Source organism: Halomicrobium katesii DSM 19301 (assembly GCF_000379085.1).
Classification (GTDB): Archaea; Halobacteriota; Halobacteria; order Halobacteriales; family Haloarculaceae; genus Halomicrobium; species Halomicrobium katesii.
The window spans coordinates 2,602,792-2,615,545 of record NZ_KB905378.1 but is presented as its reverse complement, the minus strand read 5'-3'; the positions used below and the strand labels follow the sequence as shown (position 1 = coordinate 2,615,545).

The following is a 12,754-nucleotide window of genomic DNA, read 5'->3' as shown; positions in this document are numbered from 1 at the left end:
TTTAGCCGATGACGATGTCGTAGTTGGGATCGAAGATGCTGTTCGGTTCGACACCCCGATAGCGATCGATCGCGCGCCACTCCCGGCGTTCGTAGGCGGACTCCACCCGTTCCGTTCGAGCGTTCCGTGCTGTGTCGAGCGTTAGCTCCTCGTTCGGGCTCGGAGAGAGCAAGTAGAACCGTTCTCCACGCTCTAACTGTCCGTCCCGATCGAAGTCGTCGTAGGTGCTGTAGTCGGCGTAGCCACGAAAGCCGGCCTCTCGGACAGTGTTGGCGTAGGCCATGTGGTGGCTCGTAAACCTGTAACGAGAGTACACCCACGTCGCCACCATCCCGTCGTCGGCCACGTGCTGTCGTAACTGGGTGTAGAATTCGGTCGAGTACAGCGGCAGTGCGTCGTCGGAACGCGCACCCGGCAGATCGAGCAATATCAGATCGTACCGTCGATCGGTCGAACGGAGGTACGTCCGGGCGTCTGCGACGTGTGTCGTCAGTCGGTCGTACTCGTAGGCGTCGTCGTGGTACTGCTCGAAGAACCGGTGATCTCTCGTGTAGTTCATGAACTCCCCGTCGATGTCGACGTGGTCGACGGTGACACCGTACTCTCGGAGGTGATCGACGGCGATCCAGTCACCGCCACCGATCAACAGGACGCGCGTCTCGGACCCGTTCTCGAACTGCGACATCGGCACGTCGACCAGTCCCTCGTGGTAGGACTCGACCCACCGGTCACAGAGCTGGACAGCCATATCGAGCCGCAAACACGTATCGGTGCCGGGAAGATCACTGAGTTGCCGCTCGTACAGAACGGCGTCCTGATACCTGGTGGTGTGGCGTTCGGTCACGTCGATCGACGCCGTGCCGGGCGGATAGTCGCTCTCGATCGCCCCTTCGACGTAGAGGTCGGTCAGCGAGTCCTCGACCTGCTGCTCGTTCGCCAGCACACCGACGTACGTACCGGTAAGGAGGAGACCGACCAGCAGCAGTGCCTTGCTGCTCTCGGTGAACCGTACTGCAAACGACAGCGCTGCGACGGCGTTGAGCAGCCCCAGAACGACGATTGCGGTGATCAGCCCCATCGACGGGTAGAGGAAGAGCGCGTAGACCACTGTCCCGACGAGGCTTCCGAAGTAGTCCACGCCCAGCACCTCGCTGAACGCGGACCGCTCGCTGGTCACCATCGAGGACAGGAACGGAATCTCCAGTCCGGAAAGCACGCCGACTGCGATAATCGGCAGGTGAGAGGCGACGAGAATAGCGGTGTCTTTCGCCGGGAACCGCACGTCTGGAACGCTGTTGAGCAGGATCATCACCAGTAGCCCCAGCGGTCCGACGACGGCAAGCAGCACCTCGATCCTGAAGAAGTTCGTCTCCGCTTCGCCGACGTAGTTGTACAGGAAGGCACCGATCCCCAGCGAGAACAGGTACAGACCGATCGTGATCGAGTAGCGTAGGACTGTGCCGCCAAAGAGGACCCGCAGCATCTCCGAGTAGATCAGTTCGTAGACGATGCTACAGAAGGCAACGACCAGCGTCAGGCCGAGCAGGAGCGCTCGATCGGACCGCAGCGACGAACGGAACTGTGAGAGCACGCGTTACAGGCGCGGTGACACTTTCCACGGGTTCTCGATCTGGTAGCCTCCCCCCTCCTCGGTGACCTCGAAGTCGATCGCTTCCCAGCCGAAGTCGTGCGTCCCTCGCTCGGCTTCGAGCTTGGACCCGGCACGGAACCATCCGGGGCGAACGTTCTCGTAGGTCAGGGTCTGCTTGCCGGGATCGGACCAGGTTTCGTCCCAGTCGACGGGACCTGGGCCCGGCGGATCGTCGGAGTACTGATCGTCGGATCCGAGATACGCGAGCCCCACTCGCTGGTGTGCGGCCTGGTACTGCTCGATCTCGTCACGGTGGTCGTCGCGCCACTCGTCGTCGTCGTCGTCTCCGTGGTAGATCGCTCGACCGTGATGACCGTGCGGTGCCGTCACGTAGCCGCCAGTACCGCGTCCCGTCGCACCGCCGCCCCGTCCGCCGCCTTTCTGTCCCCGTGCCGTCCCGACGATCGAGAGGCCACTGGCCGCGATGTCGAGACTCGCTTCCACGTCCGCTCGGGACTCGACGACTGGCTCCTCGACTAGCGGTACCTCTAACGTCCCGGAACTGACTCGCAGCTCGTCGAAGACGTCTGATTCTCTGGGAGGGGTCGACGTGGAGCCGCTACAGCCCGCGAGGGAACCAACTCCGGCGAGGCCAAAGACACTCGCGCGGACGAACGATCGTCGGCGCATATTTCACCCACTATCTGTTTGGGACAATGAAAGTTGCGAAAGCCAAGCACCGCGCCCAAAGCGGCGTGACGGCCGGCGGGCGGTGTGACCTGCTCGGCAGAAACGACTAAACCCGGCCCCCGACAGGGGACACACATGCGACTGGAGGAATACTGGGGAATCGGGCCGAAGACGAGCGCGCTGCTCTCGTCGGAACTGGGGGTCGACCGCGCGGTTGCGGCCATCGAATCGGCCGACACTCGCGAACTGACGACGGCGGGTCTCTCTCGGGGTCGAGCGACGCGGATCCTCAGGCGGGCGACGGGGGCCGAGGCGATGGATCTGCTGGCGACCCGCGACACCCGTGACGTGTACAAGGCGCTGCTGGACCTCGCCGAGGAGCACGCGGTCACGGAACACGCGGCCGACCGCATCCGAGTGCTGACGCCGCTACCTGACCGGGCGGCCATAGAAGAGCGGCTCTCGTCCGTCCTGGACGCGCGCGACGCCTGGGCCAGCACCGACGAGGCGACGCGAGACGACGTGCTGGCGGCGTTCGACCGCTACGACAGCGTCGCCGGGGGCGAGCTGTCTGCCGTCCGGACGGCGCTTGCGCTACAGGAGATCGGCGTCGACGACGGGGTGTTCGAGCCGATCGCGACACTTGACGGGGACCGACTCGGCGACGCGGCACGTGCGCTGGCCGGACTGCAAGGCGAGGGCGACCGTGTCGGCGACGGGGCGGACGACCAACTCGACGGACTCCGCGAGCGGCTCGGACAGGTGGAGGATCTCGCTGCGACCTCCGCGGCGGTCGTCGAGGAACTCCAGTCCGAGGCCCGCCGACCCGACGAGTTTCGGGACGCGCTGGCTCGCTACCTGACCAGCGAGACCGGCGTCGACGCCGCTCGCGTTCGCGACGCCGTCCCGGGGGAGGCCGCCGACGCACGGGACTTCGTCGAGAGCGCGCTCCGGTCGCTCGCCGGCGATCTCCGCAGTGCGGTAGACGAACGCGAAGCGACCGTCGCCGCGACCCTGGAGGAGGACCTCGCGGCCGCCCGCGAGACCGTCGACGCGGCCGTCGAGGCCGTCGACGACGCCGCGCTGTACGTCTCGCTGGCACGCTTCGCGCTAGCGTACGACCTCGGCCGTCCGACGTTCGTCGCGGACCGGGAGACTATCGCCGTCCGTGGCGCGCGCAACCTCGCACTGCAGGACGCCGGGGACGACGTACAGCCGGTGACCTACGCCGTCGGAGACCACGACCTCCCCGCGGGCCGGGAGCCGCCGACGGGTGACCGGGTCGCCGTCCTGACCGGCGCGAACTCCGGGGGGAAGACGACGCTGCTGGAGACGCTGTGTCAGGTGCAGCTGCTGGCCCAGATGGGGCTGCCCGTGCCGGCCGAGGACGCCGAAGTGGGGCTCGTCGACGCGATCGTCTTCCACCGCCGTCACGCGTCGTTCAACGCGGGCGTCCTGGAGTCGACACTCCGATCCGTGGTTCCGCCGCTGACCGACGCCGGGCGGACGCTGATGCTGGTCGACGAGTTCGAGGCGATCACGGAACCGGGCAGCGCCGCCAACCTCCTGCACGGGCTGGTGACCCTGACCGTCGAGCGCGACGCGCTCGGCGTGTTCGTCACGCACCTCGCGGACGATCTGGAGCCGCTCCCCGAGGCCGCACGGACCGACGGAATCTTCGCCGAGGGGCTGTCGCCGGACCTCGATCTCGAAGTCGACTACCAGCCGCGTTTCGAGACGGTCGGCAAGTCGACGCCGGAGTTCATCGTCTCCCGACTGGTCGCAAACGCCGCCGATCCGGTCGAACGCACCGGCTTCGAGACGCTGGCGCAGGCCGTCGGCGAGGAGGCCGTCCAGCGAACCCTCTCTGACGCCCGCTGGTCCGAGGGCGACAGCGACGACTGATACGGATTGTTGTAGATCTTTACCGGATCGACCGCACGCTGTCTTGCGGTTGAACGGGTAAACGGCTACAATAACCCGTATGAGATGCTGTGCCAGCGGCACTAACCAGAGGGTTCGACGACGACCGGCACAGCGGGATATTGACAAGGCAGGGGGCACAACTGTCGGTGATGGCAATCCAAAAGCTGCTGCCGGTAACGTACGCGTGGCTCGTCGTTCAGGGACTGTTGGCGTCGCTCCTGCCGAAGCAGGCGATCGAGCTGAACTCGCGCCTGACGCTCTCTGGGTTCGAGAATCCCGGTGACCTGGAGCCCAAGGCCTGGTACGTCAGAGCGACTCGCGTCGCCGGAGTCGGCATGCTGACCGCCGGCCTCGCCGGGCTGCTGTCGGTGTCGCAGCTCGACGACGAGTCCGCCGACACGGCCGAGTCCGACGCGGGCGAGTCGCCCGATCCGATCGAGGTCGACATCGAATCCGACGACTGACGGCCTCTCATTCTCACTGAGGGGTTTCGTCTCTGCGACCGCCTTCGGCGCTCTCTGCCAGGACCAGCCCGTCGACGGCGACGACGCCGAAGCCGTCTTCGAGTTCGGTCTGGAGCGTCGACGCGCGGTCATCGCCGTCGATTGTCGCAGTTAGCGCGACGCTCACGTCGACGCGGATGTCGGTCCAGGTCGGGTCGACACCAGTGACACGGTCGATCGTCACCGCGTCGACGGCGTCGACACCGGCGAGTACCGCCGCGGCACCGGTTTCGAGGTCTCCGGACTCACCGCGCGGGACGCGCAGTGAGACGCTGGCCGTTGCATCGACCGTGGGTGTCGCTGTCAGCGACATAGCGCTCCGCCGCGAGTCGAACGCGGAAGCGGCCAGGGGCCGCCTGGTACCGACCAGCGAAGCGGTGATCCATCTTCCGGCGTCGAACGCCAGCGATGCCTCTGTCTGGCACCTGCGGTCGTCGACGCCGCACTGTCGGGCACCACAGCGGTGCCACCACGACGCGGCGTCGTGGATTTGAGCGTCTCACCGGGGGTCGAACCCGCCCGTCAGACCGACCGGTGGTCGACGGGAGTCCAGCACTGTGAGACGAGAGCGCGGGTCACGGACGGGACCGCCCGTCGCGACCGTGGAGAGTCCAGAACCGTGGCCCGCGCCGGTCGCCTACGCGGCGATCGATGCGGGCCGACGATCCCAGGTGTCCACGCGATCGCCCAGCGCCACCGGAATAGGGGACCGCAGCGCCCGGATCGCTGCCCCGGGATTTGCGGCGGACTCGCAGCCGGCGAGGCGTGCGAGCGTGGTAGTTGTGGGCAGATTGAGCATTCGGAACACCGTGGTTCGTCGTTCGTGGCACTTCCTACAGGCGGACATATATTAAATCTTTATCATAAATGGTATACGCTGTCACGGGTCGTGGTACCGCACCGGACGACACGGAGAGACGGTCGATATTGAGGGTGTATAAATAGATAGAGCGTTCCCGGCGATTGAAAAGCCGCTGGCCGACTTATGTGTCGGAGTCACTACCCTCGATATATGGTACGAGACGTTCGACACGGAGACTGGGCGAGGACCACGAGAGCCGCGTTCGTCGTCGGGGGTGGTGTTCGATGACCGACGCCGACGTGACTCGCCGACGCCTGCTACAGGGCGCGGCCGGGCTCACCGTCGCGGCCGCCGCCCGCCCCGCGGTCGCGCAGTCCGACGGGCCTGACTTCGGGGGCTGGTTCGACAACGTGGGCAACTACGACGGCGTGGTCGACGAGACTGGCAGCGACGAAGTGACGGTCTCCGTTGGTTCAGACGCTAACGGCGGTGCCTTCGGGTTCGATCCGGCGGCCGTCGAGGTGTCGCCGGGAACGACGGTCGTCTGGGAGTGGACCGGTAGCGGCGGCTCGCACAACGTCGTCGCGGAAGACGGCACGTTCGAGAGCGAACTCACCAAGGAGAGCGGCTACACGTTCGAGTACACGTTCGAGGAAGCTGGCACCGACAAATACGCCTGTACGCCTCACCGCTCGATGGGGATGAAGGGTGCCGTCGTGGTCTCCGAAGCCAGTTCCGGTGCCAGCGGCGACGGAGGCGGTGGCGAAAGCGGCGGTAGCTCTGGTGGCTCGGGTGGCGACCCGTTCTCACCGGGTGCCAGCGCCCTCGGCATCTCGCTGCTGATCGCGTTCCTCTCCCCGCTCGGACTGGCCGCGTTCCTCCGACGACGGGGAACGGACGAGCCGGGCTCCGGCGGTCGCCCACGCTCTGGCGACTGATCGCACGACCGGGCGGGCGCGGTCCCCGCGGCCAGCAGCCACCGTTATCTGCTTCCCGCTCGACGCTCGCGTATGAAGCAGTACGACAGACTCTACCGACTCTACGACGACTTCGATACGGCGTCGCTGCGGGCCTATCAGGAGTTCGTCGACCTCTTTCCGCCGGTCGACTCGCGAGTCGCACTGGACCACTGGCAGGACGCCAGCGACGAACTGGACGAGCGAAAGCGCGAGATCCGGGAGGCGTACCCGACGACCGGCGAGCGCTACGCGGCGATCGCGGCGTACCTCGACCGGGATCAGGCCTTTACCGCGCTGGATCTGGCGACCGAGTACGGCCGGCCGATCAACGCGCTCGTACTCGACGTCGACGAGACGCTGCGCAGCGCCGGGACGACCGACAACGAGATCCCCCGAGAGACGCTCCACCTCCTCGATCTCCTCCACGAGGACGGCATTCCGATCGTCGTCTGTACCGGCCAGACACTGGAGAACGTCAAGGGATTCCTCATCCAGGGGCTCGGCAACGCCTTCGTCCACTCGGGAGACGTGAGCATCGTCTACGAGTCGGGCAACGGCGTGTTCACGCCCCGCCACGGCAGCCAGACCAAGCGGCTGCTGTACGAATCGCTGGACGAGTCGATCACGAACGTCTTCGACACCGTGCGTTCGCGGATCCTCGCCGACGCCCCCGACGCCATCGCGCGAGGCTGTCACCTCCAGGGCAACGAGTTCAACGTCACGCTGAAGCCAAACGCCGAGAACGGCACCCGCAAGGCGGTCGAGATCATCGACGACGGCCTGCTGTACCTGCTCGATCTCCTCGGCGAGACGGTCGCGAGCGAGGTCGACGCCGACGTGGACGAGCCCGGCGACTGGGCGCGGGCGTACTACGCGTCCGATCCCGAGATCCGCGCGGTCGTCGAAGACGCGGGCGAGGGACAGGAAGCCAGCCCCGACGAGATGCCGCCCGCCCTCCGGTCGCTGTTCGACCGCATCGACCTGGGATACTACGAAGGTGACGCCGCGGAGATCGTCAGCCTCGAACTCGACAAGCCGGCCGGGGTCCGGGCTGCATTCGACGTACTCGACATCGACGATCCGTTCGCGCTCGTGATGGGCGACAGCAAGAGCGACCTCCGGGTCATGGAGTGGCTCGAACGAGACGACGCCGGCATCGCCGCCGCGCCGGAACACGCCTCGCGGGACGTGCTCGATCACGTCGTCCGGACGAACGAACTCCTCTTCGACGCGGGCGACGCCGCTGCGGTGCTGGCGGTCGTCTACGGCCTGAACCGACTCGTCACGAGCCGCGACGACGCGGACGCGTGATACGGAAAGTTGTAGGTCTTTACCAGATCGACCGCACGCCGTCGTGCGGTCGACTGGGTAAACGCCTACAACCGTCCGTATGAGCGCGGCGAAAGCCACCCGAACGGTCAGGACTCGGAGTGTGCGGCCTCGACGTGTGCCAGCGCCTCCTCGGGCGTCATCCCGCGGACGCCACAGGAACACGAGCGCAGCTCCGGATCGGTGAGCTCGTCGACTTCGACCGTCCGGGCGCGCTGGAGCCCCTCTTCCGGGTCGTAGTCGTAGTAGAGCCGGTAGTTCACCTGCGTGACGCCCTCGATGCGATGATCGGCGTCGGGATCGGGATTCTCGATCGCCTTCTCGTGTTCGGCCCGCATCTCCGCTTGCCACTGTTCGAGCGTCGCCTCCGGATCGCGGTCGTCTGTCATACCTCGTCCTCGCCGCGACGCCTGAAAAATCTCCGGCCCGTCTCCTCGCTCGCGGTCAGGGCTCGACGAGCACTTTGATCGCGTCGCGTTCGTCCATCGCCCGATAGCCCGCGGCGATCTCCTCCAGGGAGACGGTCTCGGTGAAGATCGGCGACGGATCGAGCGTCCCGCCGAGCACGTCTTCGAGCAGGTCGTCGGCGTACGCCCGTACCGGTGCAACGCCTCCTCTGAGGGCGATGTTGTCGCCGAACATGTCGAAGATCGGCACACCGGCGTCGTCGACGCCGTGGGGGACGCCGACGTAGCCGACGGTCCCGCCCGGCCGACAGACCTCGACGGCCTGCTCCATCGCGCTGGCGGCACCCACGCATTCGAGCACGTGCTCGGCACCGCCGTAGGTCAGTTCGCGCACGCGATCGACGACGTCGGTGCCGTCGCCGCCCAGCACCGTCTCGGTCGCCCCGAACTCGGCGGCCAGCGCCAGCCGATCGGGATGGTGTCCGACGGCGACGATCCGTGACGCCCCGAGCCGTCGCGCCGCCAGGACGCCACAGAGCCCGACCGCACCGTCTCCGACGACCACGCAGGTGTCGCCCGCGTCGACGCCCGCACTGACCGCCGCGTGGTGGCCCGTCCCCAGCACGTCGGTCAGCGGGAGCACGGATTCGAGCACGTCCTCGTCGTCGGCGTACCGATCCGGGACGCGGACCAGCGTCCCGTCGGCGTGGGGCGACCGGACGTACTCGCCCTGCGCGCCGCCGTTGTCCCCGCCCCAGCTGTCGCCGTTGACACAGGAGGTGTGGAGTCCGCGACGGCAGTACTCGCAGTAGCCACAGCTGACGACGAAGGGCGCGAACACGCGATCGCCCGGCCGGACGCTGTCGACGTCGTCGCCCACGGCCTCGACGATCCCCATCGGCTCGTGACCGACGCGCGAGCCCGCCTCGCGGTCGCTCTCCCCGCGGTAGAACCAGAGGTCCGAGCCACAGACCGCGGTGTGTGTCACGCGGACGATGGCGTCGCCGGGGTCTTCGATCTCCGGCCGCGGTACCTCCTCGACACTGATCTCGCCTGGTCCGTCGTAGATGGCAGCACGCATGTGTACTCGCACGGCGACGAGGCCCTAAAGTGGGACGCCTACGTCCGCCGAAGCCGGCTGTGAGAACGAGCGTTCGTCCCAGGTCCTTTCCGTGTCTTCGTTCCGCAAATGACTCTCTGAGCCGTTTCAGAAACGATTTACACACCGATCGCACTGCTGTCGTGCGATCGGGTGTGCATTGACTTTCGATCGACTCTCCGGAGTCGACGACGAGCGTGTCGAGGCCGTGGCGGGCGGTGAACGTCGCTGCCGAGAGCCCGGCGACGCCGCCACCGACGACGACCACATCCGATCGAACGGTGCTCATGGGTCAGAGGTCGCCGTTGATAATGTCTCGGACGCGTTCTCGATCAAATAGCTGGTGTTCCTCAGCACTGTCGAACGGATTTTCTGGATCAAACTCTCCAAACTGCTTGGGATATACCTGCTGAGCAAGTATCTCCGTATTGTAGAGATTCGTCAACGGTCCCTGTCGACTCACTCCGCCTGGCTCGATCCTGTTTTCCTGAACAGCAGTCACCTTTTGACCGACCGAATTATCTTCCATTGGCAGAACATAATTTTTGCGGAATTGGTCGAGATCAAATACTGCTTCACCGTTCTCGTCGGAGACAAGATTTCCGGTGTATTCTAGAGCTCCCTGAATAATGATTACGTCGGGATCGGCTTGTAGAAGCCCCTCGTAGTCGGTCTGCTCGGAAATTTCGAATGCGTTGACGGCTTCAATGTCTCGGAAGTGCTTCGACTGTCCTAATTCATTCTCCGTCGAAGCCGACCGGATAAATATTCCCTCTGTTAGCCCCCGCCTAAAATCCACTGTGCGCTGGCATGTCCACGGGAAGCCCGCTCGACGAACTCCTCGGGCAGGTCGTCGATCTCCCCTGCCTCGACGGATGACCCACGCCAGCGCGATCCGCTGGCGCTGCCCCCCGAGAGCGTCACGCCATGCTCACCGACGCGCGTCTCGTATCTCTCCGAGAGCCCCTCGATGAACTCGTGGGCCTCCGCCGCTTTCGCGGCCTCCTTGACGTCCGCCATCCGCGCGTCGAACCGGCCGTAGCAGATGTTCTCGGCGACGGTCCCGTCGAAGAGGAACGTGTCTTGACTGACGTAGCCGATCGATTCCCGGAGGTCCGAAAGCGCCATGTCGCGCACGTCGTGGCCGTCGACGCTGTCGAGCGCGACCGGGTTCGACGTGTTTTCGACGCGGTCGCGGTAGGCGTCCAGCTCCGTCTCGAACGCCTCGAACTCGCCACCCATCACTCGGCTTCGAGTACCTCCGGCGGAGAGCCCTCGGCCTCTTCGGCGTCGCCGCCTTCTCGGTCGATATCGTCGTGCCGCGCCCGAAGCGGGGTGACCCGCGGCCCGCGCTCGATGACATCGACTTCGGCGTCGATCTCGAACACGTCCGCGAGCAGCTCCTCGGTGACGACCTCTTCGGGGGTCCCGCGCGCCCGGATCGCGCCGTCCTTGAGTGCGACCATCTCGTCGGCGAGCCGGGCTGCCTGCTCGATGTCGTGGAGGACGACCACGACCGTGATGTCGCTCTCGTCACGCAGCGTCTCGACGATTTCCATCACTTCGAGTTGGTGATGAAGGTCGAGGAACGTCGTTGGTTCGTCGAGCAGTAACACGTCGGTGTCCTGTGCGAGCACCATCGCGATCCACGCGAGCTGTTTCTGCCCGCCCGAGAGGCTCCCGACCTCGCGGTCACGGAGGTGTCCGCAGCCGGCGAGGTCGATCGCCCGGTCGACCGCGCGGTTGTCCTCCTCGGTGGTGGTCTCGAAGAATCCCCGGTGGGGATATCGGCCGTGGTAGACGAGGTCCTCAACCGTGATCGACTCCGGCGACGTGCTCTCCTGGGAGAGCAGCCCGAGCTTGCGAGCCAGCTCCTTCGTTCCCATCGAGTGAACGTCGCGGCCGTTCAAAAGTACCGTCCCCTCGTCGGGCGTGAGCTGCTTGGCGAGCCCCTTCAACAGCGTGCTCTTGCCGGAGCCGTTCGGCCCGACTAAGGCGGTGACCGCTCCTGGCGTCGCGACGAGCCGCTCGCCGTCGATCACTGGCTCGTCCATCGAGGGGTATCTGAGGACGAGATCCTCTCCCGAGAGCTCGCTCGCCTGCTTCGAGTCGATAGCGTCGGCGGCCGACTCGTTCGAGACCGCTTCCTCGCTGCCGTTCCGCTGCCGTGTCTCGGTAGTGTTGCGTGCCATCTCAGATCTCCCCCATGTTCTGCTTCTTTCGCATCAGGTACAGGAAGTACGGCCCGCCGACCAGCCCGGTGACGATCCCGACCGGGATCTGGACCGGGTTGAGCGCGAGCCGCGCGCCCACGTCAGCGCCGACCATCAGCGCGGGGCCCACGAACAGACAGCCGACGATCACCTTCTTGTAGTCGCTACCGACGAGGTTTCGCACCATGTGCGGGACGATCAGCCCGACGAAGCCGACGATACCGGCGACGGCGATCGACGCCGCAGCGGCAAGCACGGCCACGCCCGAGAGCGCGAACCGCACCTTCTCGATCGACATCCCGAGCGACTTCGCGGTCTGCTCGCCGAGCAGCATCACGTTACACTGCCGCGCGCCGGTGATCGCCAGCAGGATCGCGACGATCGACCACGGCAGCGCCATCCGCACCTGCTCCCAGTCGGTCCCCGTCAGTGACCCAGTCGTCCACGCGATCGCCGACTGGACGATGCCGATGTCGTCGGCGAAGAAGAACAGCCCCGTCTGGACGCTGCCGAAGACGGTCCCGACGATCACGCCCGCGAGGACGAGCCTGACCGGCGACGTGCCGTTCTTCCAGGCGATAGCGTAGACGATCAAAAAGGCGACTGCGCCGCCGACGGCGGCGATGAGAGGCAGGAAGGCCGCCAGCCCGCCGAAGACGACGAGCACGAGCAGGATCATCAGTCCCGCACCCGAGGAGACGCCGAGAATGAACGGGCTCGCCAGTTCGTTGCGAGTGATCGCTTGGAAGATCGCACCAGAGACGCCGAGATTCATCCCGACGATAGCCCCGACGAATACTCGGGGTAAGCGAATGTTCCAGACGATGAGGCTCTCCTTGCCCATCTCCGGCATCTCCCCGCCCAACAGGAACGCGTGCCACGCCTGCTGGTTAAAGATCACGTCGGGGTTGAACACGGCTGCCCACGCCTGGCCGATACTCATCGTGTACGCACCGAAGCTCACTTGGACGAGCCCGGCGAGGACGATGACGACAAGACTACCGATCGCGGTCGTCACGAGTTTCGGGTCAAGCAACCAGACGAATCGACGGGTGTCGCGGGTGCCGCTCGACTGTTCAGTTCCGGTGACGGGTTCGCCGCTCATCGGTGTCTCCCCGCCTCTACGAGGCCGTCGACGGCGCTCTCGTCGTCGTCTCTCAGCATGCGCTTTAGTCTCGCCTAATCCTTCTAAAGGTTTACGAACTTTAGGCCAGCCAAAATATTCGGTTAGCGCG

12 protein-coding genes and 2 pseudogenes are annotated in these 12,754 nt (G+C 65.8%); 4 read left to right on the top strand and 10 right to left on the bottom strand.

Features of this window, described 5'->3' with window-relative positions:
- Position 1: 1 nt before the first annotated feature.
- On the bottom strand, positions 2-1,591 hold the full coding sequence (locus HALKA_RS0113760) for a spermidine synthase (protein ID WP_018258540.1): 1,590 nt from the start codon (positions 1,589-1,591) through the stop codon (positions 2-4).
- 3 nt (positions 1,592-1,594) lie between these two features.
- Positions 1,595-2,281, bottom strand: coding sequence for a hypothetical protein (locus HALKA_RS0113755; RefSeq protein ID WP_018258539.1), 687 nt, complete (start codon positions 2,279-2,281; stop codon positions 1,595-1,597).
- 135 nt (positions 2,282-2,416) lie between these two features.
- On the opposite strand from HALKA_RS0113755, the gene HALKA_RS0113750 reads away from it, so the two are divergent.
- On the top strand, positions 2,417-4,186 hold the full coding sequence (locus tag HALKA_RS0113750; RefSeq protein WP_018258538.1) for a MutS-related protein: 1,770 nt from the start codon (positions 2,417-2,419) through the stop codon (positions 4,184-4,186).
- A 170-nt stretch (positions 4,187-4,356) separates the two neighbouring features.
- Positions 4,357-4,671 (top strand): DUF6199 family natural product biosynthesis protein, encoded by a 315-nt coding sequence (locus HALKA_RS0113745; protein ID WP_015763385.1) that lies wholly within the window; start codon positions 4,357-4,359, stop codon positions 4,669-4,671.
- A 13-nt stretch (positions 4,672-4,684) separates the two neighbouring features.
- On the opposite strand, the gene HALKA_RS0113740 is transcribed toward HALKA_RS0113745, so the two are convergent.
- Positions 4,685-5,023 (bottom strand): hypothetical protein, encoded by a 339-nt coding sequence (locus tag HALKA_RS0113740; RefSeq protein WP_018258537.1) that lies wholly within the window; start codon positions 5,021-5,023, stop codon positions 4,685-4,687.
- Between the two features lie 773 nt (positions 5,024-5,796).
- Between HALKA_RS0113740 and HALKA_RS0113735 the strand changes: the two genes are divergently transcribed.
- The gene (locus tag HALKA_RS0113735) at positions 5,797-6,450 is read left to right on the top strand and encodes a halocyanin domain-containing protein (RefSeq protein WP_018258536.1); all 654 of its coding nucleotides are present in this window, start codon (positions 5,797-5,799) and stop codon (positions 6,448-6,450) included.
- A gap of 72 nt (positions 6,451-6,522) precedes the next feature.
- Positions 6,523-7,782 (top strand): HAD family hydrolase, encoded by a 1,260-nt coding sequence (locus HALKA_RS0113730; protein ID WP_018258535.1) that lies wholly within the window; start codon positions 6,523-6,525, stop codon positions 7,780-7,782.
- Between the two features lie 107 nt (positions 7,783-7,889).
- Here the strand turns inward: HALKA_RS0113730 and HALKA_RS0113725 are convergent, their stop codons facing one another.
- The 7 genes and pseudogenes from HALKA_RS0113725 to HALKA_RS0113695 form a co-directional block, all read right to left on the bottom strand.
- Positions 7,890-8,189 carry a hypothetical protein gene (locus HALKA_RS0113725; protein ID WP_018258534.1) on the bottom strand — a complete coding sequence of 100 codons (300 nt, stop codon included), beginning with the start codon at positions 8,187-8,189 and terminating at the stop codon, positions 7,890-7,892.
- Between the two features lie 55 nt (positions 8,190-8,244).
- Entirely contained in the window at positions 8,245-9,288 is a 1,044-nt protein-coding gene (locus HALKA_RS0113720; protein WP_018258533.1) for a zinc-dependent alcohol dehydrogenase family protein, read from the bottom strand.
- A 166-nt stretch (positions 9,289-9,454) separates the two neighbouring features.
- Positions 9,455-9,595: pseudogene (locus HALKA_RS21050) on the bottom strand (FAD-dependent oxidoreductase); the annotation flags it as partial.
- A gap of 3 nt (positions 9,596-9,598) precedes the next feature.
- Positions 9,599-10,105 (bottom strand): substrate-binding domain-containing protein, encoded by a 507-nt coding sequence (locus tag HALKA_RS21045; RefSeq protein WP_155119411.1) that lies wholly within the window; start codon positions 10,103-10,105, stop codon positions 9,599-9,601.
- A gap of 84 nt (positions 10,106-10,189) precedes the next feature.
- A pseudogene (locus tag HALKA_RS21040) lies at positions 10,190-10,458 on the bottom strand (ATP-binding cassette domain-containing protein); the annotation flags it as partial.
- Positions 10,459-10,547: 89 nt separating this feature from the next.
- Positions 10,548-11,498, bottom strand: a complete 951-nt coding sequence (locus tag HALKA_RS0113700; RefSeq protein WP_018258530.1) for an ABC transporter ATP-binding protein — start codon at positions 11,496-11,498, stop codon at positions 10,548-10,550.
- A 1-nt stretch (position 11,499) separates the two neighbouring features.
- Positions 11,500-12,624, bottom strand: a complete 1,125-nt coding sequence (locus HALKA_RS0113695; protein ID WP_018258529.1) for a FecCD family ABC transporter permease — start codon at positions 12,622-12,624, stop codon at positions 11,500-11,502.
- Positions 12,625-12,754 lie beyond the last annotated feature (130 nt).

What these genes read in the sequence shown, in the direction of transcription:
- HALKA_RS0113755 (WP_018258539.1), bottom strand. Translation starts at nt 2,281, where the DNA reads ATGCGCCGACGATCGTTCGTCCGCGCGAGTGTCTTTGGCCTCGCCGGA.
- HALKA_RS0113750 (WP_018258538.1), top strand. Translation starts at nt 2,417, where the DNA reads ATGCGACTGGAGGAATACTGGGGAATCGGGCCGAAGACGAGCGCGCTG.
- HALKA_RS0113745 (WP_015763385.1), top strand. Translation starts at nt 4,357, where the DNA reads ATGGCAATCCAAAAGCTGCTGCCGGTAACGTACGCGTGGCTCGTCGTT.
- HALKA_RS0113740 (WP_018258537.1), bottom strand. Translation starts at nt 5,023, where the DNA reads ATGTCGCTGACAGCGACACCCACGGTCGATGCAACGGCCAGCGTCTCA.
- HALKA_RS0113735 (WP_018258536.1), top strand. Translation starts at nt 5,797, where the DNA reads ATGACCGACGCCGACGTGACTCGCCGACGCCTGCTACAGGGCGCGGCC.
- HALKA_RS0113730 (WP_018258535.1), top strand. Translation starts at nt 6,523, where the DNA reads ATGAAGCAGTACGACAGACTCTACCGACTCTACGACGACTTCGATACG.
- HALKA_RS0113725 (WP_018258534.1), bottom strand. Translation starts at nt 8,189, where the DNA reads ATGACAGACGACCGCGATCCGGAGGCGACGCTCGAACAGTGGCAAGCG.
- HALKA_RS0113720 (WP_018258533.1), bottom strand. Translation starts at nt 9,288, where the DNA reads ATGCGTGCTGCCATCTACGACGGACCAGGCGAGATCAGTGTCGAGGAG.
- HALKA_RS0113700 (WP_018258530.1), bottom strand. Translation starts at nt 11,498, where the DNA reads ATGGCACGCAACACTACCGAGACACGGCAGCGGAACGGCAGCGAGGAA.
- HALKA_RS0113695 (WP_018258529.1), bottom strand. Translation starts at nt 12,624, where the DNA reads ATGAGCGGCGAACCCGTCACCGGAACTGAACAGTCGAGCGGCACCCGC.